The organism is Bacillus sp. FSL R9-9834, assembly GCF_038006905.1.
Taxonomy (GTDB): Bacteria; Bacillota; Bacilli; order Bacillales; family Bacillaceae_G; genus Bacillus_A; species Bacillus_A pacificus.
Map to the genome: position 1 here is coordinate 1559460 of NZ_JBBOWD010000001.1, position 25584 is coordinate 1585043.

Here is a 25584-nt window from a genome sequence, read left to right on the forward strand (position 1 = left end):
AGTTCTTATTATTATGAGTAGTATGATATTGACCTGTGCATGAGCGTATTATATCATGATAGTGTCCTAGTTTTTATTTTTTATATAATTTATCACGAGGGGACAATTTCTGATAGAGGGGGGAAATTTTCGTGAGCGAGAAAGAACATCGTGTGTCAAGAAGACAGTTTTTAAATTACACCCTTACAGGGGTAGGAGGCTTTATGGCAGCGGGTATTTTAATGCCGATGACGCGATTTGCGCTTGATCCGGTGTTAAGAAAAGAAGCGGGAACGGATATGGTTGCTGTTGCACAAGTAAAGGATATTACAACAGAGCCGAAACGTTTCGACTTTAAGGTGAAGCAGGTTGATGGTTGGTACAAGTCCGAAGAGCCAAAATCAGCTTGGGTTCATAAAGATGAAAGCGGAGACATTGTTGCGTTCTCTCCAGTATGTAAACATTTAGGATGTACAGTTAACTGGAATTCGGACAAAGCACATCCGAATCAATTCTTTTGTCCATGTCACGGGGGCCGTTACACAAAAGACGGAATTAACATTAAAGGCACGCCGCCCCTTGCTCCACTTGATGTATACGAATCTAAAGTGAAAGATGGAACGTTGTATCTAGGAAAAGCGAAGCCAAGAGGGGGTGCAAAGTAGATGCTAAATAAAATTTATGATTGGGTAGATGAAAGGTTAGATATTACACCAATATGGCGTGATATCGCTGATCATGAAGTACCTGAACATGTAAACCCGGCACATCACTTTTCTGCATTCGTTTATTGCTTTGGCGGACTTACCTTTTTCGTTACTGTAATTCAAATTTTATCTGGAATGTTTTTGACGATGTATTATGTGCCTGATATTAAAAATGCTTGGGAATCGGTTTATTATTTGCAAAATGAAGTTGCATATGGGCAAATTGTTCGTGGTATGCACCACTGGGGTGCTAGTCTCGTAATTGTAATGATGTTTTTACATACACTTAGAGTTTTCTTCCAGGGTGCGTATAAAAAGCCTCGTGAGCTAAACTGGATTGTTGGTGTTCTTATTTTCTTTGTTATGTTAGGTCTTGGTTTTACCGGATATTTATTACCGTGGGATATGAAAGCGTTATTTGCTACGAAAGTAGGGATTCAAATTGCAGAGCAAACGCCGCTCATTGGTCCTTACATTAAAACATTACTCGCTGGTCATTCCGAAATTGTTGGCGCTCAAACATTAACTCGCTTCTTTGCTATTCACGTCTTCTTCTTACCAGCAGCACTTCTAGGTTTAATGGCCTTCCACTTCATCATGATTCGCAAACAAGGTATTTCCGGTCCACTATAAGAGATTGCTAAATTAAAGGGGAAAGAACTAAAGGAGGGAGATTATGCATCGCGGCAAAGGGATGAAGTTTGTAGGAGATTCTCGGGTACCAGTAGCTCGGAAACCAAACATTCCAAAAGACTATTCGGAATACCCAGGGAAAACAGAAGCATTTTGGCCGAACTTCTTGTTAAAAGAATGGATGGTTGGTGCAGTTTTTTTAATCGGTTATTTATGTTTAACAGTGGCGCATCCGTCACCGCTTGAAAGAATGGCGGATCCAACTGATGCTGGGTATATACCACTTCCAGATTGGTATTTCTTATTCTTGTATCAGTTATTAAAGTATTCTTATGCTTCTGGCTCATTTACTGTAATTGGAGCGTTCATTATGCCAGGGATTGCGTTTGGCGCATTACTGTTAGCTCCATTTCTTGATCGAGGCCCAGAAAGACGCCCATTGAAGCGTCCTGTAGCAACGGGATTTATGCTTTTAGCAATTGCATCGATTATCTTTTTAACTTGGGAATCTGTAGCACACCACGACTGGGAAGCTGCAAAAAAACAAGGAGCAATTGTAAAAACAGCACCAGTTGATAAAAATGATGGCGGTTATAAATTAATGCAAAAAAATACTTGTTTAACATGTCACGGTGACAATTTACAGGGCGGAGCAGCAGCACCGGCACTGCAAAATTTAACTTTGAAGCCAGAAGAAATTGCTAAAATTGCGAAAGAGGGAAAAGGTTCCATGCCTAAAGGTGTATTTAAAGGTACAGATGAGGAGCTGAAGAAGCTTTCGGAATTCGTTGCAAAGTATAATAAAAAATAATAAAAAGCTGACTACAAAATTTGTAGTCAGCTTTTTATTTTGATGATAGAAAGTTTACTATATAATAGAGTAGAGTTTGATGAAAGAATGAAAGGTGTTGGACATACAACTTGGTTTATTTGTATGCAATGTTAAGACAACGCTCCGTATTATTATTTTTATTAGTTGTTAACATATTAGGTACAATATACGGATTTATATGGTATGGAAATCAATTAAAAGAAACTTCACCTATATTTTGGCCGTTTGTACCCGATAGTCCTATGGCAAGTCTCTTTTTTGTCTTTGTTTTAATTGCTTTTTTAATAAAAAGAAATTGGGGATTAATAGAGGCGCTAGCGATTGTTACTTTAATAAAATATGGAATATGGGCTGTTGTTGTAAATGGGATTATGATCTATGTAAAAGGTCCTATTGGCTTTATCGGGTATATGTTAATGCTTTCACATTTTGCGATGGCAGTACAAGCAGTGCTATATGCACCGTTTTACCGTATAAAAAAATGGCATTTTGCAGTAGCAGCTATATGGACATTACATAACGATGCAATTGATTATTTGTTTTGGCAAATGCCGAGATACGGAATTATGCATTTGTTTGTAGGGGAAATTGGTTATTTTACGTTCTGGTTAAGCATTGCTGTGCTTTGTATGACATATTATTATTGCTTACGTGAGAATCGAAAACAGTTTTCTTTATAATCGTTAGAACATTAGGGGGAGAAAATGAAGAAAAATACGAGTGGTACAAAAATATTGGATCGATTGATTACGATAATTGTTTCATATAGCATAGCATTTTCTATATTTGCACTCGCAACAACGGCGGTTGTATACGGAAAATGGCTATATTATTTTGAAATTGATTTTTTAAACATTCCAGATTTAGCAGATATGACGAAGGATGATATTAAAAGAAATTATGATGTGCTTATCACATATTTATCTCCGTTTTATGACGGTGCATTACAGTTGCCCACATTAGATATGTCTACAAATGGTCGTATTCATTTTGTAGATGTTAAAAATATTTTAGTAAAGATACAATATGTAATGTATGCGACAATTATGATTGCAATAGTAGGCGGCATGTATTTATTAAAAAAGAAAAATGAAAAGTTTTTACTGCATGGATCGATTGTAACAATTATCTTTCCGATTGCGCTTGTGTTACCAATCGCTATTAATTTTGAAAAGAGTTTTGTATTATTCCATAAGCTTTTATTCAGTAATGATTATTGGATGTTTGATATTGAAACGGATCCGATTATATTAATGTTACCAGAAGAGTTCTTTATGCATGCAGCGTGTGCTATTTTATTATTTATTTTATGTGGTAGCATAATTTGTTATAGCTTGTATAAATATTTTGTAAAAAAGAAAAGGATTTCAAAAGAAAAATTCTCTGTTTAAAGAGAATTTTTTTGTTTGTAAAACGATAATATATTTTTCCGTCCAGTTCTGTTCTATTCTTGTCCAAATTAACATATTTTGTACTAGTAGTTATAGGGGGGACCGTGATGAAGAGAACATTAGTTGGATTGATAGCATTTCTAATTATAATGTTTCCGTTACGTATATATGCTGAAGAGTGGAGTGAACTAACAGGCTTGTTGGATGACTCATTACAATTAGTGAAGCGTAATGAAGATGAAAAAGCAGTACAAGTATTACAACATTTCTCGGAGCAGTTTGTCATAAAGGGGAATGAAAAGAAGCAAGAAGTAACGCCAGATCAAGTTAGAGTTATTTCTTTAGCTTACGACAAAGCGAAACAATCTCTCGCGGAAGAAGAGGTAAGTAAACAAGTTAAAATTGATAATGTACTAGCACTGCAGCTCGCTGTTGATGCACAAGTATCGAAGTACCAACCACTTTGGATGGAAAGAGAAGGAAAAGTAATGGATGCCTTTTCTCAAATGGAAAAAGCGATGACAAAAGAAGATACGGGACAGTTTCAACAAACGTTAAACACATTTTTACATGAATTTAATATTATTTATCCAAGCTTAATGATAGCTCTGCCAGAAAACGAAGTGCAGCGTGTAAATGCCCATTTATCTTATTTGGATGAATTCCGTAACGTTATGTTAAAAACGAAAGGTGGGCAAATGCAAGTAGGAATCATTAAAGGGGATTTACAAAAGATATTTCATACAGTAAAAAAAGACGAAATTGCACCCTCTCTCATTTGGTTTATGACAATTACTGGAGGTCTTATTTTATTCACATTAACTTATGTTGGATGGAGAAAGTATAAAGGGGAGAGAGAAAAAAGAAAAAGTAATGTACATTCTAAGAATAGATAATGTAATAAATAAAGATACGGATTGTAAGGTTTATTCATTGACAATGGTGGCAGAAGAAAATAGAATGAGAAGTACTATAATTAAAACTTCAATGGAGGTTCATGATGTTTTATTTAATTTACTTCGCGATCATTTTGATCATACCGTTGTACGCACAGTCAAAAGTACGTAGTGCCTATAGCAAGTATTCACAAGTTTACTCAACATCAGGTATGACAGGAGCAGAAGTGGCTCGGAAAATTTTAGATGAGAATGGATTATACAACGTAGCCGTTGAAGAAACACCAGGTCATTTATCAGACCATTATGATCCAACTGCAAAAACAGTTCGATTATCAACAGATAACTATTACGGTCATTCAGTTGCTGGTACAGCAGTTGCAGCACACGAAGTAGGACACGCAATTCAAGATGCAAAAGATTATAACTTTATGCGCGTTCGTCATTCGTTAGTGCCAGTTGCAAACTTTGGTTCGAATATGTCTTGGATTTTCGTCCTAATCGGTATATTTGCACAAATGTCTGGTTTGTTGTTATTAGGTATCATTTTAATGGCAGCAGGTGTTGTGTTCCAACTTGTTACATTACCAGTTGAATTTGATGCATCCAAGCGTGCAATGCAACAAATTGAAGCGTTAGGTATCGTATCAACCGATGAATATGGGCAAGCTCGTAAAGTATTAAATGCGGCAGCATTAACATATGTAGCAGCTGCAGCTGTAGCGGTATTTGAATTATTACGTCTTGTATTGATTTATACTGGTATGCAGCGTAGCGACGACTAAAGACTATCAATTTTGATAGTCTTTTTTGTTTTATGAATTGAATTATATAATATATGGCAAGTAGCAATAATAGAAGTAATGCGGAAAGGTGGTGGGGCAAATGAAATATCCAAGTCATTTAGTAAAACAAGTGAAAGAACGTAGTGCTCCTTATCAGCTAGAAGGCTTTTTAAGTGGACAAGGTCCTGAAAATCCAAAATTTATGTTGTTAGGAGAAGCGCCTGGTGAAACAGAAATTCATAATGGAATTCCGTTTAGCGGGAGAGCGGGAAAACAATTAATGGGGTTTTTAGAACGTATTCACGTTACAAGGGAAGAAGTATATATTACGAGCGCTGTTCGGAGTAGACCTTATAAATGGCGAGAGAAAAAAGAACGAAATGGTGAAATCATACAAAAAAAGTATAATAGAACGCCAAATCAAGGAGAAATAGTTGCCCATGCGCCTTTGTTAGATTATGAATTAGAGAAAATAAATCCGAAGCTTATCGTCACGCTTGGCAATATCGGTCTTCAACGTTTAATAGGAAAAGATAAAAAAATCACAGACGTACACGGACAATTATTAAAACAGCCCATTCAAAAGTTAAAGGATATGCAAAGTGCAGAGTTTACATGGTCAGAGAAAGAATATCATATTTTTCCGATATTTCACCCTGCTTCCATTTTTTATAATCGAAGTTTATTGGAGCTTATTTATGAGGATTTAGATAAACTTGAAAAATATGTAATAAAAAACTAGAAAAGCTAAAGAGCTTTTCTAGTTGCGTTTATGTATGTAACGGATTTTTATTTTCATCCAATGTAAAACCTTCACCAACTACATCGTGTACGTCACTTACAGCAACAAAGGCGTGAGGATCTACAGAAGTAATAATGTTTTTTAGTTTCACGATTTCATTTTTAGCAACAACGCAATACAATACGTTCCGTTCCACTTTTGTATACGACCCAACAGCTTTTAAAAAGGTTGCTCCGCGCTCCATCTCAGATAAAATTTTGGCAGCAATTTCATCGTTTTTATCTGAGATAATCGTTGCTCCTTTTGCTGCATAGGCTCCTTCTTGCATAAAATCAATCACTTTCGCTCCGATAAAAACAGCAACTAACGTATACATACCCTCGCGATATGATAAATAGGTAAGGATAGAGACGATAATGACGATAGCATCAAACATAAACATCGTTTTCCCCATACTCCAGCCAACATATTTATGAGCGAGTCTCGCGATAATATCTACACCGCCAGTAGTTCCGCCGTATTTAAATATAATCCCAAGACCGATACCAATAAATGCTCCGGCGAATAAAGCAGCAAGTGTCATATCGTTTTGTAAGTTTACATGTAAGTTGAGAACTTCGTAACGCTGAAAAATCCATAGAAATAAAGATACGCTAAAGGTGCCGATTAGTGTATATATAAATGTCGTTCTTCCAAGTAATTTCCAACCAATAAAAAATATAGGGATATTTAAAATTAAGTTTGAATAAGAAGGGTCAAACTTAAATAGAAAATACAATAATAGTGTAATACCGGTAAATCCACCTTCTGCAAGGTGATTTTCAATATTGATATTCACAATACCGAAAGAAAAAATAGCGGAACCGATTAAAATGAAAATGATATTTCGAATCTTCAAATTTGATGTCATATAGAAATCCCCCTAATTATGTAAATGGCATTGCTCCGCTGAAACGGTAAAACATAATGATAAGTAATTTCTAGTTGCTAGTGAAAATAGTGAAGGCTGTAAAAACGCAAAAGAAGTTTCACTTTACCCCGTTCCAACGGCTGGTAGGGAATAAAGCAAGGAAGCAGTGAAAACCAGCCGTAGGAACCCGATTGGTTCAACTAATCTTTTGCGAAAAGCATGCAAAAGAAGTTTCACTTTATTATAATCTTTCCCAAAAAGGGTCGCAAATAGGTGTTTGGCGGGGAATAATATTTGTCAAATCGCGATGAATTGGCTAACATGAAAGAGGAAGGATTAGAGGTGAATTGTATGGAAGCGAAAACGATGAAGGATATGCAGAAAGAAGTAGATGCATATATTGGTCAGTTTAAAGAAGGTTATTTCAGTCCACTTGCAATGATGGCTCGTTTAACGGAAGAAATGGGGGAGCTTGCAAGAGAGGTTAATCATTATTATGGTGAGAAACCGAAGAAAACAACTGAAACAGAACGTAGTATTGAAGAAGAGCTTGGAGATGTATTATTTGTTATGATTTGTATGGCAAATAGTTTAAATATTGATTTAGAAACAGCACATAACATTGTAATGAATAAATTTAATACTCGCGATAAAGATCGCTGGACACGTATTGATGAGGGAGAGAAAGAATAATGAAAGAAATTAAAGTAATTATCGCTGGACCAAGAGGACGTATGGGACATGAAGCAGTTCTTCTTATGGAAAGAACGGAACATTTTAATTTAGTAGCAGCAGTGGATTATAAGCATGGTGGAGAGAAAATCTCTGATTTACCTGGAATGCCAGCGTTAGATACACCTATTTACGCGGATTTACATACTTGTTTAGAGGAAGTAGAAGCAGATGTGTTGTTAGATTTAACAACGCCAGAAGTTGGAAAACAACACGTTACACTAGCAGTTGAGCGTGGACTTCGTTCTGTTATTGGTACAACTGGATTTACAGAAGAAGAGCTAAAACAATTAACCGAGACTGCAAAAGAAAAAGCAGTAGGAACAATTATCGCTCCAAACTTTGCAATTGGTGCAGTTCTTATGATGAAATTCTCACAAATGGCAGCGAAGTACTTCCAAGATGTTGAAGTAATTGAATTGCATCATGATCAAAAATTAGATGCACCATCTGGTACTGCGGTAAAAACAGTAGAATTGATTCGTCAAAATCGTGAATCTAAGCAGCAAGGTCATCCAAATGAAGTAGAGCAACTAAAAGGAGCTCGTGGTGCAAATGTAGACGGCATTCACATTCATAGTGTACGTTTACCAGGACTTATTGCACACCAAGAAGTAATGTTTGGTGGAGACGGACAAATGTTAACAGTTCGTCATGATTCATTCAATCGTGCATCATTTATGTCTGGTGTAAAACTATCAATTGAGACAGTAATGAATCTAGATCATCTTGTGTACGGTTTAGAAAATATTATCGACTAAAGGGGAGACAACGGATGAAAATTGCCTTAATCGCACATGACAAAAAGAAAAATGACATGGTTTCGTTTGCATACGCATATAAACCAATTTTTGAACAACATGAATTATTTGCAACAGGAACGACAGGGCTTCGTATTATGGAAGCGACCGGTTTAGTTGTAACAAGATATCAATCTGGTCCTCTTGGTGGCGATCAAGAAATTGGTGCAATGATTGCGAAAAATGATTTAGACATGGTAATTTTCTTCCGCGATCCATTAACAGCACAGCCGCATGAACCGGATGTGAATGCATTGCTTCGTTTATGTGATGTATATGCAATTCCACTTGCAACGAATATGGCGAGTGCTGAAATGTTAATGCACGCATTAGAACGAGGAGATTTAGATTACCGCAAGTTAAGAAAATGAGGGGAACAATTATGAGTGGATTACATATATTAGCGTTTGGTGCTCATGCCGATGATGTTGAAATCGGCATGGCTGGTACCATTGCTAAATATACGAAGCAAGGGTATGAAGTAGGTATTTGTGATTTAACAGAAGCTGATCTTTCTTCTAATGGAACGATAGAGTTAAGAAAAGAAGAAGCAAAGGCGGCAGCTCGTATAATGGGAGTAAAAACGAGACTAAATTTAGCGATGCCAGACCGTGGTTTGTATATGAAAGAAGAGTATATACGTGAAATTGTAAAGGTAATTCGTACATATAAACCAAAACTAGTTTTTGCACCGTATTATGAAGATCGTCATCCAGATCATGCAAATTGTGCAAAACTTGTGGAAGAAGCTATTTTTTCAGCGGGAATTCGCAAATATATGCCAGAGGTTCCACCACATCGTGTGGAGTCTTTTTATCATTATATGATTAATGGTTTTCATAAACCGAATTTTTGTATAGATATTAGTGAATACGTATCGCAAAAAGTGGAAGCACTAGAAGCGTATGAAAGTCAGTTTTCAACAGGGAGTGATGGTGTGAAAACGCCGTTAACAGAAGGTTACGTTGAAACTGTAGTCGCTCGTGAGAAAATGTTTGGAAAAGAAGTTGGAGTCTTATATGCCGAAGGGTTTATGAGTAAGAAACCGGTTTTATTACATGCTGATTTAATAGGGGGATGTAAATGAAATTAAAAATAGGTATTACATGTTATCCTTCTGTAGGTGGTTCTGGAGTTGTTGGAACAGAATTAGGAAAGCAATTAGCGGAACGCGGGCATGAAATTCATTTTATTACATCGGGTTTACCATTCCGGTTAAATAAAGTGTATCCAAACATTTACTTTCATGAAGTGACAGTAAATCAATACTCTGTATTTCAATATCCACCGTACGATTTAGCGTTAGCGAGTAAAATGGCAGAGGTTGCACAAAGAGAAAACCTAGACATTTTACATGTGCATTACGCAATACCACATGCCATTTGTGCTTATTTAGCAAAACAAATGATTGGCGAGCGTATTAAAATTGTTACAACCTTGCATGGAACAGATATTACTGTGTTAGGTTCCGACCCTTCTTTAAATAATTTAATTCGTTTTGGTATTGAGCAATCCGATGTTGTGACGGCTGTCTCGCATTCATTAATTAACGAAACGCATGAGCTTGTAAAACCAAATAAAGACATTCAAACGGTATATAACTTTATAGACGAACGTGTATATTTCAAGCGTGATATGACTCAATTAAAGAAAGAATACGGTATAAGTGAAAGTGAAAAGATACTCATTCATATTTCAAATTTCCGTAAAGTGAAACGTGTGCAAGATGTTGTGCAGGCTTTTGCTAAAATTGTTACAGAAGTAGATGCGAAGTTGCTTCTTGTTGGAGATGGACCGGAATTTTGCACGATTTTACAGTTGGTGAAAAATTTACATATTGAAGATCGCGTCTTATTTTTAGGGAAGCAAGATAATGTTGCAGAGTTACTTGCGATGAGTGATTTAATGTTACTTCTATCAGAGAAAGAGAGTTTTGGTCTTGTTTTATTAGAAGCGATGGCGTGTGGTGTACCTTGTATCGGAACAAGGGTTGGAGGTATTCCAGAAGTCATTCAACATGGTGAAACAGGATATTTATGTGAAGTTGGCGATACAACAGGAGTGGCAAATCAAGCCATTCAGTTATTAAAGGATGAAGAACTTCACCGTAATATGGGAGAGCGAGCAAGAGCAAGTGTTTACGAGCAGTTCCGCTCTGAAAAAATCGTCTCACAATATGAAACGATTTACTATGATGTACTAAGGGATGACAAAAATGGAAAGATTTAAAAAAGCTAGTTCTATTATTGAGACTTTAAAGCAACAAGGGCATGAGGCCTACTTTGTCGGCGGAAGCGTACGCGATCTTATTATCGATAGGCCGGTTGGAGATATTGATATTGCGACATCTGCTTTACCAGAAGAAGTGATGGCTATATTTCCAAGACATGTTCCTGTTGGTCTTGAGCATGGAACTGTAATTGTAGTAGAAAATGGTGAACCTTATGAGGTAACCACGTTTCGAACAGAGAGCGAATATGAAGATTTTCGAAGACCTAGTAGTGTTCAATTTGTTCGTTCATTAGAAGAGGATTTAAAACGTCGTGATTTCACAATGAATGCAATTGCTATGACAGAAGAAGGCGAAATGGTTGATTTATTTGCTGGGCAGGAAGCGATTCAAAAGAGAGAAATTGTGACAGTGGGAAATGCTGCGGATCGTTTTCAAGAAGATGCCCTGCGAATGATGCGTGGTATTCGGTTCGTAAGTACGTTAGGTTTTTCTTTAGAGACGAAAACGAAACAAGCAATTGAAACATATGGACATTTGCTGGAACATATAGCAATTGAGAGAATTACAGTGGAGTTTGAAAAACTGTTAACTGGCACATATTGTGTGAAGGCTCTCAAAGAATTAGTAGAAACGAAACTATTTTCCCATCTACCATATTTACAGATGTCAGAAGAGAGATTGTTAAAAGCTACGCAGTATAACTGGGATTCTTTTGAAACAGACATTGAGGCATGGGCCTTTTTCTTATATTGTATCGGGGAAGAACATCCAGCTGTCTTTTTACGTCAATGGAAGTTTTCAAATAAAAAAATAAAAGATATCGTCGCAGTTTTATTAACAGTCCGTAAGAGAAAGGAAAAGGATTGGGATACAGTTCTTCTTTATAAAACGGGAATTCATATAGCTGAAATGGCAGAAAGAGTATATGAAGCGATGATTGAAAGCTATGATCATACATCTGTGAAACGAGTACAAACGTTGTTTCAAGCATTGCCAATCAAGAATCGACAAGAGATGAATGTGACTGGGAATGATTTGTTAAACTGGGCAAGTAAAAAGCCAGGTCCGTGGGTTGCTGAAATGATTCAAAAAATTGAAGAAGCAATCGTACAAGGAAATGTAGTGAATGAGAAAGAGTGTATAAGGGAGTGGCTGCAAGAATGCAATCTACTATAAGAAAGCAGTTATTGCAAGTTTTTTCGGAAGCGGATGGCGAGTTTGTATCTGGTCAAACAATTAGTGATAAACTTGGTTGCTCAAGAACTGCTGTGTGGAAACATATGGAGGACCTTCGGAATGAGGGGTATGAACTTGAAGCTGTGCGTCGATTAGGCTATCGAATTGCAAGTAAGCCAGACAAAGTGACTGCGAATGAAATTCAGTTAGGATTACAAACGAAACATATTGGTAGAACAGTGTATTTTGAAGAGTCTGTTGAATCGACGCAGTATATTGCAGCAAAACTCGCTTATGAAGGGGCAGAAGAAGGAACGATTGTTGTGGCAGAAGAACAAACAGCGGGTAGAGGTCGTTTAAGCAGAAAATGGCATTCACCAAAAGGAACAGGAATTTGGATGAGTATTATTTTACGTCCATCAATCCCGGTTCATCATGCACCACAACTTACTTTGTTAGCCGCTGTTAGCGTTGCGCAAGCAATTGAAAAGTGCACAGGTGTAAATGTAGGAATAAAATGGCCGAATGATATTTTAATTCAGGGGAAAAAAGCTGTAGGTATATTAACAGAAATGCAAGCTGATCCTGATAAAATTAATGCTGTCATTATGGGTATTGGTATTAATGCGAATCAAAAGCAAGAACATTTTGATGAGGAAATTCAGCATATTGCTACTTCTTTAGCGATTGAATCTGGTAAGCCAATTGTTCGTGCGGAGCTTATGCAACAAATCTTTTTACAACTAGAAAAATTATATGAAGAGTATTTACAAAATGGTTTCTCTGTCATTAAAATTCTTTGGGAAAGTTACGCTGTGAGCATCGGGAAAGAAATTAACGCTCGAACGATGAGAGAGACAATTACAGGGATAGCAAAAGGAATTACAGAGGATGGTGTATTGCTTCTAGAAGATCATGAAGGAAAAGTACATCACATTCATTCTGCGGATATCGAAATTAAGTAAAAGAAGTTCCTCTTTTGGAACTTCTTTTTTATTTTAATATTTTTGAAATGAGTTTGCGGTGCGATAATGAATTTTTTAGTATTTACTTGTCATTTGACGATTACTTTTCCCTCCATTCCTTTAAGAAGGTGATACCGGCATATTAATTCATATGTACCAGTATTTTTAGGTTTCACGGTAATATTTTTTTCTTGTCCTGACTCGACTACGACGTCAATGCCGAGCTTTTTTACTGTAAAGGTGTGCTCGCTCTTGCCTTTATTTTTCAATAGCAATGTTGTTGATTCTTCAATTGGAATCGTGATGACGTTCGGTTTAAAGTAATCATCGTTTAGCTCGACTTCAATCACTTTGGCAGACTCAACAGGTTGTGTTACGACGTTAATTGATGCAAATACATTGAGGGAATTTAAAGTTGTTACTCCCACAAGCATCACAAGAAAACCGATGAATCGAAATAACCATGTGCTTATAGACATTAGCAATTCTCCTTTTGTAAGTATGTTTCCTCAATTAACCTGCATCATTATTTTAAGAGTTATACTATGCATGTAAACAAATCTGTTTATCTTTCTATGCATACGTTATTTAAAAATTTCACATACCGTAATAAGGATAAAAATTATTTTTTCAAAAAAATGTAGTAATTCCTTTTTAGAGTTTGCTATAATTAGTTCGAATGTGGGCAGTATCAGAGCGAACTGCACCATGATTCGATGCAATACGAAAAATAATAACTTGGATTCTGCCTTGATCCAATAACGGACTGGGACAGAGGGATGAATAATGCCGACTAACACACAACCCTTCTGCCCTTTTATGGCCAGAGGGGTTTTTTATATGATTTCGGCCATCTCCTCTCTCCTGTATAAAGGAGGAGTAGTTTTTGAAAACAAAAACAGATTTTTTGAAAATGAAAGAGCAAGGTGAGCCGATTACAATGCTAACGGCGTATGATTATCCATCTGCTAAGTTAGCAGAAGAAGCGGAAGTTGATATGATTTTAGTTGGAGATTCCCTTGGGATGGTTGTGCTCGGCTATGATTCAACAGTACCTGTAACAGTAGAGGATATGATTCATCATACGAAAGCTGTACGCCGAGGAGCGAAAGAGACGTTTATTGTAACTGATATGCCATTTATGTCGTATCATGTGTCGCCTCAAGATACGATGGTGAATGCACGCCGCATCGTTCAAGAGAGTGGTGCTCATGCACTGAAGGTAGAAGGTGCAGGAGAAGTGATATCAACTATTCATTACTTGACGAGTGCGGGAATTCCTGTCGTGGCACACTTAGGCTTAACTCCTCAATCTGTAGGAGTGTTAGGTGGCTATAAAGTACAAGGAAAAGATGCTGAAAGTGCAAAAAAATTAATAGAAGATGCGAAGAGATGTGAGGAAGCTGGTGCGATAGCACTTGTATTAGAATGTGTGCCAATGCAGCTAGCAGAATTCATTTCGAAGCAACTAACAATTCCAACGATTGGAATTGGAGCAGGACAAAAAGTGGATGGGCAAGTACTCGTTTATCATGATCTTATCTCATATGGTGTAAAGCGTGTTCCGAAATTTGTGAAGCAATATACGTCGGTTCAAGAGGAGATTGTGCGAGGGATTTCACAATACGTTACTGAAGTAAAGACAGGTCAATTTCCGGAAGAAAAACATTCATTCACAATGAAAGAGGAAGAATGTTTAGCGTTATACGGAGGAAAACAATAATGAAAATCGTAACTACAGTACAAGAGATGCAGCAAATTACAAACGAACTACGTGCAAGTGGAAAAAGTATTGGTTTTGTCCCAACGATGGGTTATTTACATGAAGGTCATGCGACTTTATTACGTAAGGCAAGAGAAGAAAATGAAATTGTAGTTTTAAGCGTGTTTGTTAATCCGCTACAGTTTGGACCAAATGAAGATTTAGATCGATACCCTCGTGATATTGATAGAGATGAAAATGTAGCAAAAGAAAACGGTGTAGATTATTTATTTTATCCGAGCGTAGAAGAAATGTATCCAGCAGAACAAACGACAACAGTAGAAGTTGTGAAGCGTACCGATGTGTTATGCGGAAAGCAAAGACCTGGTCATTTCGCTGGTGTTGCGACTGTACTAATGAAACTATTTAATATTACATTGCCAACACGTGCTTATTTCGGTATGAAAGATGCACAGCAAGTTGCTGTCATTGAAGGATTTGTCGCTGATTTTAATATTCCGGTTACAATCGTACCGGTGGATATTGTAAGGGAAGAAGATGGATTAGCGAAAAGTTCTCGTAACGTGTATTTGTCACAAGAAGAGCGTGAAGAGGCTCCTCATTTATACCGCAGTCTATGTATAGCGAAAGAAAGAATTGAGGCAGGAGAACGTAATGCAGAAATCATTACAACTCTTGTGAAAGAGTATATTGAGACGTATACGAAAGGCACTGTAGATTATGCTGATTTATATACGTATCCTTCACTACAAGTAGTGGATAAAATTGAAGGACGAATCATTTTAGCAATTGCAGTTAAATTTGACAATGTACGATTAATTGACAATATAACATTAACGGTTAAATAAGGGGGAGCATCTATGTTTCGCACAATGATGAGAGCGAAGTTACATCGCGCAACAGTAACAGAAGCAAATTTAAATTATGTAGGTAGTATTACAATTGATGAAGATTTAATGGATGCAGTAAATATTGTAGAAAATGAAAAAGTCCAAATTGTAAATAATAATAATGGTGCTCGCTTAGAGACATATGTTATTAAAGGAGAACGTGGTAGCGGTGTTGTTTGTTTGAATGGTGCAGCTGCAAGGCTTGTACAACCAGGAGATAAAGTTATTATTATTTGCTACGGTCTAGTGGCAGAAGAAAATATTCATAAACAAGAGCCGAAAATTGCAGTATTAGACGATAATAATCAAATTATTGAAATGTTAGGTGCTGAAAAAGCAGGAACGATACTATAAGTAAGAAGGCTATCTCTATTACGGAGATAGCTTTTTTGTGCATCTTTTCATTAAGATGAGATAAAACGTGGTATAGTAACATTATATAATTTTCTGTTTGATAGGTAAGAAATTGAGGTGTTACATATATGAGTAAGCGTTATGTCGTTGTGGATTTAGAGACGACAGGGAACTCCTGGAAGGATGGGAAAGATAAAATTACCCAAATTGCAGCTGTTGTAGTGGAAGATGGAGAGATATTAGAGATTTTTTCATCTTTTATTAATCCGAAGAGAGAGATTCCGCCATTTATTACAGAGTTAACAGGGATTGATGAGAGTATGGTTAAGCAAGCCCCGTTATTTCAAGATGTAGCCCCGATGGTTGTTGAGCTATTACAAGGTGCAGCTTTCGTTGCACATAATGTTCATTTTGATTGGAATTTTTTAACGGAAGAATTAAGGCAGGCTGGATATACAGAAATACATTGTCCAAAAGTTGATACAGTTGAGTTGGCGCAAATTCTTTTGCCAACGGCTGATAGTTATAAATTACGTGATTTAGCTAAACAACACGAATTAGAGCATGATCAACCGCATCGTGCGGATAGTGATGCTCTTGCAACAGCGGAATTGTTTTTACAATTTTTAAATGAAATTGAGAAGTTACCCCTTGTCACTTTGCAATCGCTTTATGAATTGAGTGATGTGTTTCAAAGTGATATAGCGGATGTGCTTTCTGAAAATATTTTAAAGAAAATGATGCATGGTAAAAAAGGAGCAGAGGGATATGAAGTGTATCGAAATATTGCACTTCGAAAACGGAATTATTCTTTAAACTTAAGTGAAACATGTGCATTTAAATTTGATGCTTTCTTGCATAAGACAATTGATAAACTTGAGTCGAATATGCCAAAGTTTGAAAAAAGAGAAAGCCAACAGAGTATGATGAAGGAAATATATACAGCGCTAAGAGATTCTAGGTTTTCACTAATTGAAGCAGGAACAGGAACAGGGAAGACTCTTGCATATTTGCTTCCAAGTATTTATTTTGCAAAGAAAAAAGAAGAACCTGTCATCATAAGTACCCAAACTGTACAACTGCAACAACAAATACTAGAAAAAGAAATTCCATTATTACAGAAAATCATGCCATTTTCATTTGAAGTAGCTCTGCTAAAAGGAAGAAAGCATTATCTTTGTCTACATAAATTTGAATATGCTTTGCAAGAAGAAGAGAAAAATTATGATATGGCGCTCACGAAGGCAAAAATTTTAGTGTGGTTATTGCAAACGGAAACGGGCGATCGTGATGAATTAAATATTCCTGAGGGCGGAAAGTTACTTTGGAACCGTATTTGTAGTGATGTACATAGTCCAGGCGGGATGCAAAGCAACTGGTTTAGTCGTTGTTTTTATCAACGAGCAAAGAATAAAGCATTATTTGCAGATATCGTTATTACAAATCATGCGTTATTATTTCAAGATTTTTCAAGTGAAGAACCCCTGTTTGCGTCATGTGAACATATTATTTTTGATGAGGCTCATCATATTGAGGAAGCGGCGAGTAGAACATTAGGTGAACAGTTCTCCTGTATGTATTTCCAGCTAGTTTTATCTCGTCTTGGTACGCTAGAAACAGATGATGTGCTTTCTAAAGTATATAAAATGATGAAAAAATCAGAGCAAGCCTCCCGTTCTACTTTCCGCATGGTAAGTCATAGTTTGAAGGAGTTGAAATTTGATGCGGATGAGCTATTCCAAATGTTACGTGCATTCATCTTTAAACAAACAAAGCAGGAACAAGGGATCAGCAATATGCCACTCATTTATCGATATAACACGGAAGTAGAGAAAGGTAAGTTATGGGATAGTATTACCGAGTTAACAAATCGCTTTGTATATGATGTAAGAAAATTACTCTCTACACTTGAGAAGCAAGTTGATATATTGCAAAGTAAATTAGAATGGGAAATGCATGTTGTCACAGGTGAATTTATGCATTTAATTGAGTTGTTGAGAAAGATGGCGCAATCTTTACAAGTACTCATTTTAGAAAAAAATTCATATGTGACATGGATGGAAACTGAAACGAAGGGAACCATTCATTCAACTGTTTTATATGGACAACCTGTTCGTATTGGTGAAAGATTTGCTGATGAATTTTTAACAGAGAAAAAGAGTGTTATTTTCACATCAGCAACGCTAACAGTAAACGATTCATTTGACTATATAAAAGAAGAGCTAGGCTTACATGATTTTGCTCCAAATACATTACAGGTCCCATCACCATTCCATTTTGAAGAACAGATGAAATTAATGGTTTCAACGGATGTGCCTTTTATTAAGCAAGCAAGTAATGAAGAATATATTGAATCTGTGTCGGCTCATATTGCAAAAATAGCGAAAACTACAGAAGGTAGAATGCTTGTTTTGTTCACTTCGTATGAAATGTTGAAAGAAGCGTATACGAATTTGAAAAATGATGAGGAATTAGAAGGCTATTTATTATTAACGCAAAGTGTGAATAATAAGAGCAGAAGTCGCCTCATTCGTAAGTTTCAAGAGTTCGACAAATCAATTTTATTAGGAACAAGTAGTTTTTGGGAAGGGATAGATATACCTGGAGATGCCCTTAGTTGTCTTGTTATTGTCCGCCTTCCCTTTACGCCTCCTCATCAACCGATGATGGAAGCAAAAGGAGAGTGGTTAAAAAATCAAGGAGAGGACGTATTCGCTAAGTTAGCACTCCCGCAAGCAATACTGCGTTTCAAACAAGGATTTGGTCGTCTTATTAGAACAAGTACAGATACCGGGACGGTGTTTGTATTAGATCGTCGTTTGACAAGCGCTTCCTATGGAAAACGTTTTTTACAATCAATTCCAACTGTTCCGCTTTATGAAGGCCCTTTAGAAGAATTGTTAGAACAATTAAAGGAACGGCCAATTGAATAAAATTGGAAGAAAAAATACGCCTGAAGTGCATGTAAACTTCAGGCGTAAAAAATGTGGGTAGGAGGAATTTTATTTTTCTTACTTCTTGTATACAAAATGTATTGGTTTTCGACTTGAAACCTTTTTTTGCTGTACATGTCCTGCTATAATAGATGGGTGATGAAGCAGGGGTTGTAAAGAATGTACTCTTATTGTAACCGCATTGCGTTCTTCTATAATTAGAAATTTTTGTGTAACGGAGGAGTTTTTTCATGGATAAGAAAATCGAAGTCCTATCAACGACGCGTATTAAATATTCGTCTGACTTGTATAAAATCGTTGATAGTTTGAATCGTACGTTAAAAGAGCAGGACCTCATGTTCGGATTAGCATTAGACGAAAAAGATAAAGAAACAGCTGTATTTACGATTTACAGAACGTAGTGATACAATGAAAAAGTGGATCTTTGCAATCGTTATCGTAATCGTTGCTAGCGGAATATATGGGGCGTATGTTTATAATAAAGCAATGGAAAAGAAAATCCCTAAAGAGGCAAAATCTGTAGAAATTGCAAAAGAAAAAGCAAAGCTTGTAAAAGTAAAATCTGTGGATTATTATAACGGAAATTCTTCATATACAGTCGTACAAGGTGTAGACGAAAAAGGAGAACAAATTATTGTTTGGGTGCCTAATAAAAAAGGGAATGTCCTTGTGAAGAAAAAGAGTGAAGGTATTCCTGAAAAAGAAGCTTTGCAAAAGTTGGCTGAACAAGCTACAGGAAAAGGCGATGAGCCGAAGCCAAAGCCAAAAGAAATTATAAAAGTAAAATTAGGTGCTCAAAATGATATTCCGTTGTGGGAAATTACATATATTGATCAGGAAGATCGTTATACGTATTATTATTTAGAGTTTCAAAATGGGGCTTATGCTGGTCATTACAGCATTGAAAAATAGATGTAGGGGGAACTACAAATGAAATTAGCAAAGCGAGTAGCTGCTTTAACACCATCTGCAACTTTAGAAATTACAGCAAAGGCACAAGCATTAAAAGCAGAAGGTCATGATGTAATTGGATTAGGGGCAGGAGAACCTGACTTTAATACGCCAGAACATATTATGGATGCTGCACATAAAGCGATGTTAGAAGGACATACGAAGTATACACCAACAGGTGGATTACAAGCGTTAAAACAAGAAATTGTTAAGAAGTTTACTCGCGATCAAGGAATTGCGTATGATCCGTCTGAAATTATTGTATGTAACGGTGCAAAGCATGCATTATATACATTATTCCAAGTGTTACTTGATGAAGGAGATGAAGTTATCATCCCTACGCCATACTGGGTAAGTTATCCGGAACAAGTAAAACTTGCTGGTGGTAAGCCAGTTTATGTAGAAGGCCTTGAAGATAATGAATACAAAATTACAGCGAAGCAGCTGCGTGAGGCAATTACAGAGAAAACGAAAGCAGTTATTATTAATTCACCGAGCAATCCAACAGGAATGATTTACAGCAAAGAAGAATTACAACAGCTTGGAGAAGTATGTTTAGAACACGATATTTTAATCGTTTCAGATGAAATTTATGAGAAATTAATTTATGGTGGAGCAGAATATACTTCGGTTGCCCAGCTTTCTAATGCATTAAAAGAACAAACACTTATTATTAATGGTGTATCTAAATCTCATTCTATGACAGGATGGCGTATTGGATATGCAGCAGGAAATAAGCAGCTTATTAAAGCGATGACGAACTTAGCGAGTCATAGTACGTCAAACCCTACTTCAATCGCTCAATACGGCGCAATCGCGGCATATGCAGGCTCACAAGAACCTGTAGAAACAATGCGTCAAGCATTTGAAGAGAGATTAAACATTATTTATGAGAAATTAATTCAAATCCCTGGCTTTACTTGCATTAAACCACAAGGTGCATTTTACTTATTCCCTAATGTAAAAGAAGCAGTAGCTTTATCAGGATACGAAACTGTTGATGATTGGGCAAAAGCTCTATTAGAAGAGGAAAAAGTAGCTCTTGTACCAGGTACAGGATTTGGTGCTCCAAATAACGTTCGTTTATCATATGCGACATCTCTTGAACAAGTGGAGAAAGCATTAGAACGTATTCATACGTTTATGAAAAGTAAAGTGCAAGCTTAATTGTATATTTTATTAACGTAATACAAAAAAACCTTCCTACAATAATAGGGAGGTTTTTTTGACGAATTGTGGCAAAAAGAAATAGCGAAAGGTGTGTTATACTAGAGAGCGAGGTGTTTGGTGATGAAAAAGAAAATGATGTTACAGTGGTTTGAGCAGGGAAGCATTGCAATTCCAAAATTACTTATGATGCATTATAAAAAATTAGGGTTAAATGAAACGGAATTTATGGTTGTACTTCATGTACATACATTTTTAGAATCGGGCAATTCGTTTCCGACTCCGTCAGAGATTTCAGAACGGATGACGATTACCGAAATGAAATGTATGGAAGTTATTCAGGCATTGATTCAAAAAGGTTTTTTATCACTAGAAGGTGGACAAAAATCAGAAGCGATGATGTGTGAAAGTTATTCTTTACAACCGCTATGGGAAAAAATATTGCATTTCTTAATGAATGAATCAATAGAGGAAGAACAAAAAGAAATAAAGCAACTGCAAGTAAATTTATATACAGTATTTGAAAAAGAATTTGGAAGACCACTCTCTCCATTTGAATGTGAAACGTTGGGAATGTGGGAAGATCAAGATCAACATCATCCGAATTTAATTCAAGCGGCCCTCAGGGAAGCTGTAATGAGTGGTAAGCTTAATTTCCGATATATTGATCGTATTTTATTTGAATGGAAAAAGAATGGTATTAAAACAGTAGATCAAGCCCAAAACCAAGGACGAAAATTTAGAGCAAATCAACAACGAACGCAGCAAACGACAAAACAAGAGACGAAATTTACTGGAAAAGTACCTTTTTATAATTGGTTGGAGCAGTAATGTAGGAGGAAGTATATGTTAAATAAAACGCAAATTCGCTATTGTTTAGACACAATGGCGGATATGTATCCAGAAGCACATTGTGAATTAATTCATGATAATCCGTTTGAACTAGTAATCGCGGTAGCGTTATCTGCACAATGTACAGATGCACTTGTAAATAAAGTGACGAAAAATTTATTTCAAAAATATAAAACGCCAGAAGATTATTTAAGTGTTTCGCTAGAAGAATTACAACAAGATATACGTTCTATTGGTTTGTATAGAAATAAAGCAAAAAACATTCAAAAATTGTGCAGAATGTTATTAGATGATTACAATGGGGAAGTGCCGAAAGATCGAGATGAGCTTACGAAGTTACCAGGAGTAGGTCGAAAAACAGCAAACGTAGTTGTTTCGGTAGCGTTTGGTATTCCGGCAATTGCTGTTGATACGCATGTAGAAAGAGTGAGTAAACGGTTAGCGATTTGTAGATGGAAAGATTCGGTGTTAGAAGTAGAAAAGACATTAATGAAGAAAATTCCGATGGATGAATGGAGCGTCACACATCACCGTATGATTTTCTTTGGACGTTATCACTGTAAAGCGCAGCGACCACAATGTGAGGAGTGTCCTTTACTAGAAGTATGTCGTGAAGGAAAGAAGCGAATGAAGGGGAAATAAAGGATGGAGCGAGTGATAGAAATACCGAAAGAATTTCGATGCTTACCATTTTTTAAAGAAAGTATAAATTCGATTGCGTATTATACAGAACAGTCTTTTGAAGAAACAGTACAAAATACTTATTTTATATATGATATGGAAAGACAATATGAGCCGTGGAATGAAATTGAAAATAGTATTCCTGTAATGTTGAATGTATGGAAAAGTAAGCATGAAGACATTGCGACACTTTTTCGAAACAGAAATAAGCAAGAAGCTGAAGGCCCAATGATTCTTTTTGCAGCACATTTGTTATCAATTGTATATTGGCTAAATGAACAACCTGTTTATAGTTTGAACGAAATGGAAGATTACACGAGTATGTTGGAAGTACAACCAGTGAATTTTATAGAGCGCTATTCGTTCATTATAAAGAAACCGAATAATTATCATTCTTATATTCAGTTAGCGCAGTTGTATATTGAAATAGAAAAGTTATATGTAAAGAAAATGATAACAAAAAAGAAGTCCTTTTCTCGTTAAGAGAAAAGGACTTCTTTTTTGTATTAAGACTCTGTTGTAACAACATTTCCGTCTGCGTGTGGTGTATCTTCACCGGTATTGTGTTGTTGTTCTTGTTGTTTCTTAGCTTCTTCTTCAGCTTTTTTTCTAGCTTCCTCTTCAGCTTTCTTTTGAGCCTCTTCTTGCTGTTTACGTTGTTGTTCTTGTTGTTTTTTAGCTTCTTCTTCAGCTTTTTTTCTAGCTTCCTCTTCAGCTTTCTTTTGAGCTTCTTCTTGTTGTTTACGTTGTTGTTCTTGCTGCTGTTGCTCTTGTTGTTTACGCTGCTCTTCCTCAGCTTTTTTCTTAGCATCTTCTTGTTTTAATTTATCTTCATTAGCCTTTTTCTGAGCTTCCTCTTCAGCTTTCTTCTTAGTAGCCTCATCTTCAGCTTTCTTCGCGTCTGGAGTTCCTCCAGGCGCAGTGAAGGATGCTCCAACTGCTGGGCTTGTTCCAGTACCTTTTTTCGCTACTACAGAGAAGCTGTAAGTAACGCCCGGTTTAATACCACCAAGAGTAGCTGTCGTACCTTTTATTGATAAACTACCACTTGAACCGTCAGTCGCTTTATAGCTTGCTGCATACGCATCAACTTCTGCTGGTCCAGACCAGTTTAGTGTAACTGTGCTAGCGCCATCGAAAGTGACATTAAGACCACTAGGTGCATCTACTTTAATTTGTTTCACTGCATCTTTTTTAGCGCCTTTTACGTACAATTCACCATTTAATTCTTGTACAGAAGAAGGACGTTCGAAACGAGTTTTATCTGTAGCGAATTTGCTCATCATTACTTGGAACATTTGCTGTGCAATTTTAGTATAACGATCACTAATGTAGTTTTCTGGGCCATTTTTTTCGTACCCAGTCCATACTGCCATTGTATATTGCGGTGTATATCCAGCGAACCAGCTATCTCTGTTTGCATCAGCTGGAATACCATATTCTTTTATAACGTCTGCATCAAAGTTTTGTGTTCCTGTTTTACCGGCAACATCAACACCTGAAACGTATGCTGTTGGACCAGTACCGCCAGAACCAGGTTTTACGACGTCACGAAGAACGTCAGTCACCATGTAAGCTGTGTAGTCTTGCATCGCACGTTGTTCTTTCGGTTTAAAACTTTTCTTTTTCCCATCTGGGAAGATAACTTCTTTTACGAAGTGCGGTTTATTGTAGTTCCCACCATTACCAAAGGCTGCATATGCACCTGCTACTTGTAATGGTGAACTATCGTTACTACCAATTGCTGTTGATTCATATGTTTTGCCGTCTTTAAATGTCATACCTAAACCTTCAGCAAACGCTTGTGACTTAGGAAGACCAACCGCTTGAGCTGTCTTTAAAGCCGGAATGTTTAATGATTTTTTCAAAGCTTCACGTAGTGAAACGTCACCTTTGTAACTATTTGTTGCATTTCGTATTTTTTTACCATCGGAATACGTATATTCTGAGTCATTTAATTGATGGTATGTAGACCATTGTAAATTCTCAATTGCTGGACCGTAGTCGAAAATTGGTTTCATTGTTGAACCAACTTGGCGTTTTAAATCAGTGGCCATATTATGACCTTTGAAAGTAGACTTACTTTCTTTACGCCCAGCCCCAATTGCTCGAACTTCTCCAGATTGTGTATCCATAAATACGAATGATCCTTGGAATTGATCGTTCGGATACTTAATAAGATTGCCATCCATAATTTTTTCAGCATAATCTTGAGCATCTTGATCAAGTGTTGTATGAATCGTCAAACCATCTGAACCAATATTTACATCAGGATATTCTTTTTCAACTTCTTTTACAACCGCATCTAAAAATGCTTGATACTTCATCTCAGTTATTTCTGAAGACGGTTGAAGACCCTCTGTTACTGGGATCTTAACTGCGTTATTCATTTCTTCTTTTGTTATATAACCATGTCGATTCATTAATGACAATACGACATTACGACGATTTGTTGCTCGTTCAACATTTTCCTTTTTGGTTGGATCATAAATGTTTGGACCTTGGGGTAAACCAGCGAGCATAGCAGCTTCATGTAATTGCAAGTCTTTTAAATCTTTACCATAATATTTTTGCGCTGCTGTCGCAATACCATATGAACGGTTACCTAAATTAATCTTATTTAAGTACATTTCTAAAATTTCATGTTTAGAGTATTGTTGCTCTAATTTGTAAGATAGGTACCATTCTTGTACTTTTCTCTTTGCAGTTTTGTCCATCGTTAGAAAATAGTTTTTGACTACTTGTTGTGTAATCGTACTACCACCTTGAGATCCGAAACCTCCAGTGACATTTTCCATAACTGCTTTTGTAGTTCGTTTAAAATCAATTCCATTATGATCATAGAAACGTGAGTCCTCAGTTGCAAGGAATGCATTTTCAACTACTTTTGGAATTTGATCATACGTAACGTGGGTTCGTTTTTCAGCACCGTATTCATAGAAAAAGTTCCCATCTTTATCAAGAAACTTTGTTGATAAAGGATTGACAAGTTTTGATTTGTCTAATTTTGGAGCGTCCTTCACCATAACAAAGAAAACGGAAACGCCAGCTACAAGACCAACGATACCAAGAAGTAGACAACCTATAAGGAATTTTTTAAAAAAGGAGCCTTTTTTCTTTGGTTTTTTCTCTGTATTTGTTTCTTGCTTTTGATTTTTTACATGATTTCGTTCTGTACGAGAACGATAATTATCTGACATTATACTTTCTCCTACCTTTCATTCTCTCCCC

General features: G+C 36.5%; 28 protein-coding genes. 25 read left to right on the forward strand and 3 right to left on the reverse strand.

What is annotated here, in order from left to right:
- Positions 1–131 precede the first annotated feature (131 nt).
- From qcrA to MKY00_RS08230, 8 genes are all read left to right on the forward strand, one after another.
- Positions 132–644 carry a menaquinol-cytochrome c reductase iron-sulfur subunit gene (gene qcrA / locus MKY00_RS08195; protein WP_001290418.1) on the forward strand — a complete coding sequence of 171 codons (513 nt, stop codon included), beginning with the start codon at positions 132–134 and terminating at the stop codon, positions 642–644.
- On the forward strand, positions 645–1319 hold the full coding sequence (gene qcrB, locus MKY00_RS08200) for a menaquinol-cytochrome c reductase cytochrome b subunit (protein ID WP_000932700.1): 675 nt from the start codon (positions 645–647) through the stop codon (positions 1317–1319). It abuts the gene before it with no gap.
- Between the two features lie 43 nt (positions 1320–1362).
- A complete protein-coding gene (gene qcrC, locus MKY00_RS08205) occupies positions 1363–2130 on the forward strand; it encodes a menaquinol-cytochrome c reductase cytochrome b/c subunit (protein ID WP_016717019.1) in 768 nt (255 codons plus the stop codon).
- Positions 2131–2240: 110 nt separating this feature from the next.
- Positions 2241–2831 carry a DUF1405 domain-containing protein gene (locus MKY00_RS08210; RefSeq protein ID WP_000262825.1) on the forward strand — a complete coding sequence of 197 codons (591 nt, stop codon included), beginning with the start codon at positions 2241–2243 and terminating at the stop codon, positions 2829–2831.
- Between the two features lie 24 nt (positions 2832–2855).
- Entirely contained in the window at positions 2856–3542 is a 687-nt protein-coding gene (lit, locus tag MKY00_RS08215; RefSeq protein ID WP_000742535.1) for a lipoprotein intramolecular transacylase Lit, read from the forward strand.
- A gap of 107 nt (positions 3543–3649) precedes the next feature.
- Positions 3650–4438 (forward strand): sporulation protein YpjB, encoded by a 789-nt coding sequence (gene ypjB / locus MKY00_RS08220; protein WP_000831687.1) that lies wholly within the window; start codon positions 3650–3652, stop codon positions 4436–4438.
- A gap of 104 nt (positions 4439–4542) precedes the next feature.
- Positions 4543–5223, forward strand: coding sequence for a zinc metallopeptidase (locus tag MKY00_RS08225; RefSeq protein WP_000499537.1), 681 nt, complete (start codon positions 4543–4545; stop codon positions 5221–5223).
- Between the two features lie 100 nt (positions 5224–5323).
- Positions 5324–5965, forward strand: a complete 642-nt coding sequence (locus MKY00_RS08230; protein ID WP_016717020.1) for a uracil-DNA glycosylase — start codon at positions 5324–5326, stop codon at positions 5963–5965.
- A 28-nt stretch (positions 5966–5993) separates the two neighbouring features.
- On the opposite strand, the gene MKY00_RS08235 is transcribed toward MKY00_RS08230, so the two are convergent.
- A complete protein-coding gene (locus MKY00_RS08235) occupies positions 5994–6875 on the reverse strand; it encodes a YitT family protein (RefSeq protein WP_000203308.1) in 882 nt (293 codons plus the stop codon).
- A 351-nt stretch (positions 6876–7226) separates the two neighbouring features.
- Between MKY00_RS08235 and MKY00_RS08240 the strand changes: the two genes are divergently transcribed.
- From MKY00_RS08240 to MKY00_RS08270, 7 genes are read left to right on the forward strand one after another with little or no spacing between them, the layout of a single operon-like run.
- Entirely contained in the window at positions 7227–7568 is a 342-nt protein-coding gene (locus tag MKY00_RS08240) for a nucleotide pyrophosphohydrolase (RefSeq protein WP_001992677.1), read from the forward strand.
- On the forward strand, positions 7568–8368 hold the full coding sequence (gene dapB / locus MKY00_RS08245) for a dihydrodipicolinate reductase (protein ID WP_000658804.1): 801 nt from the start codon (positions 7568–7570) through the stop codon (positions 8366–8368). The genes MKY00_RS08240 and dapB overlap by 1 nt, the downstream gene beginning before the upstream one ends.
- Before the next feature lie 14 nt (positions 8369–8382).
- Positions 8383–8778 carry a methylglyoxal synthase gene (mgsA, locus tag MKY00_RS08250; RefSeq protein ID WP_000684765.1) on the forward strand — a complete coding sequence of 132 codons (396 nt, stop codon included), beginning with the start codon at positions 8383–8385 and terminating at the stop codon, positions 8776–8778.
- Positions 8779–8789: 11 nt separating this feature from the next.
- On the forward strand, positions 8790–9494 hold the full coding sequence (gene bshB1 / locus MKY00_RS08255) for a bacillithiol biosynthesis deacetylase BshB1 (RefSeq protein WP_000015666.1): 705 nt from the start codon (positions 8790–8792) through the stop codon (positions 9492–9494).
- A complete protein-coding gene (gene bshA / locus MKY00_RS08260; RefSeq protein WP_016717021.1) occupies positions 9491–10636 on the forward strand; it encodes an N-acetyl-alpha-D-glucosaminyl L-malate synthase BshA in 1146 nt (381 codons plus the stop codon). Before bshB1 ends, bshA begins: the two co-directional genes overlap by 4 nt.
- The gene (locus MKY00_RS08265; protein ID WP_016717022.1) at positions 10623–11816 is read left to right on the forward strand and encodes a CCA tRNA nucleotidyltransferase; all 1194 of its coding nucleotides are present in this window, start codon (positions 10623–10625) and stop codon (positions 11814–11816) included. Before bshA ends, MKY00_RS08265 begins: the two co-directional genes overlap by 14 nt.
- A complete protein-coding gene (locus MKY00_RS08270) occupies positions 11801–12781 on the forward strand; it encodes a biotin--[acetyl-CoA-carboxylase] ligase (RefSeq protein WP_016717023.1) in 981 nt (326 codons plus the stop codon). The genes MKY00_RS08265 and MKY00_RS08270 overlap by 16 nt, the downstream gene beginning before the upstream one ends.
- An 89-nt stretch (positions 12782–12870) precedes the next feature.
- Here the strand turns inward: MKY00_RS08270 and MKY00_RS08275 are convergent, their stop codons facing one another.
- Positions 12871–13260 (reverse strand): cupredoxin domain-containing protein, encoded by a 390-nt coding sequence (locus tag MKY00_RS08275; RefSeq protein WP_000028419.1) that lies wholly within the window; start codon positions 13258–13260, stop codon positions 12871–12873.
- Between the two features lie 407 nt (positions 13261–13667).
- Between MKY00_RS08275 and panB the strand changes: the two genes are divergently transcribed.
- From panB to MKY00_RS08325, 10 genes are all read left to right on the forward strand, one after another.
- Positions 13668–14504 (forward strand): 3-methyl-2-oxobutanoate hydroxymethyltransferase, encoded by an 837-nt coding sequence (gene panB, locus MKY00_RS08280; RefSeq protein WP_016717024.1) that lies wholly within the window; start codon positions 13668–13670, stop codon positions 14502–14504.
- Complete coding sequence (gene panC / locus MKY00_RS08285) at positions 14504–15352, forward strand: pantoate--beta-alanine ligase (protein ID WP_016717025.1); 849 nt, start codon at positions 14504–14506, stop codon at positions 15350–15352. Before panB ends, panC begins: the two co-directional genes overlap by 1 nt.
- A 12-nt stretch (positions 15353–15364) precedes the next feature.
- Positions 15365–15748, forward strand: a complete 384-nt coding sequence (gene panD, locus MKY00_RS08290; RefSeq protein WP_000490177.1) for an aspartate 1-decarboxylase — start codon at positions 15365–15367, stop codon at positions 15746–15748.
- 128 nt (positions 15749–15876) lie between these two features.
- Positions 15877–18681, forward strand: a complete 2805-nt coding sequence (gene dinG / locus MKY00_RS08295; RefSeq protein ID WP_016717026.1) for an ATP-dependent DNA helicase DinG — start codon at positions 15877–15879, stop codon at positions 18679–18681.
- A 251-nt stretch (positions 18682–18932) separates the two neighbouring features.
- Positions 18933–19103, forward strand: a complete 171-nt coding sequence (locus tag MKY00_RS08300) for a YpmA family protein (RefSeq protein ID WP_000358352.1) — start codon at positions 18933–18935, stop codon at positions 19101–19103.
- A 7-nt stretch (positions 19104–19110) separates the two neighbouring features.
- Complete coding sequence (locus MKY00_RS08305) at positions 19111–19614, forward strand: cell wall elongation regulator TseB-like domain-containing protein (protein WP_000758750.1); 504 nt, start codon at positions 19111–19113, stop codon at positions 19612–19614.
- 18 nt (positions 19615–19632) lie between these two features.
- Positions 19633–20820, forward strand: coding sequence for an aspartate transaminase AspB (aspB, locus tag MKY00_RS08310; RefSeq protein WP_016717027.1), 1188 nt, complete (start codon positions 19633–19635; stop codon positions 20818–20820).
- 123 nt (positions 20821–20943) lie between these two features.
- Positions 20944–21651 (forward strand): DNA replication protein DnaD, encoded by a 708-nt coding sequence (gene dnaD, locus MKY00_RS08315; protein ID WP_000728540.1) that lies wholly within the window; start codon positions 20944–20946, stop codon positions 21649–21651.
- Positions 21652–21666: 15 nt separating this feature from the next.
- Positions 21667–22314 carry an endonuclease III gene (gene nth / locus MKY00_RS08320; protein ID WP_000933025.1) on the forward strand — a complete coding sequence of 216 codons (648 nt, stop codon included), beginning with the start codon at positions 21667–21669 and terminating at the stop codon, positions 22312–22314.
- Between the two features lie 3 nt (positions 22315–22317).
- The gene (locus MKY00_RS08325) at positions 22318–22836 is read left to right on the forward strand and encodes a YpoC family protein (protein WP_073529919.1); all 519 of its coding nucleotides are present in this window, start codon (positions 22318–22320) and stop codon (positions 22834–22836) included.
- Between the two features lie 23 nt (positions 22837–22859).
- Here MKY00_RS08325 and MKY00_RS08330 read toward each other — a convergent pair whose 3' ends face one another.
- Positions 22860–25553: a PBP1A family penicillin-binding protein gene (locus MKY00_RS08330; RefSeq protein ID WP_341034766.1), complete on the reverse strand. Its 2694-nt coding sequence runs from the start codon at positions 25551–25553 to the stop codon at positions 22860–22862.
- Between the last annotated feature and the right edge of the window lie 31 nt (positions 25554–25584).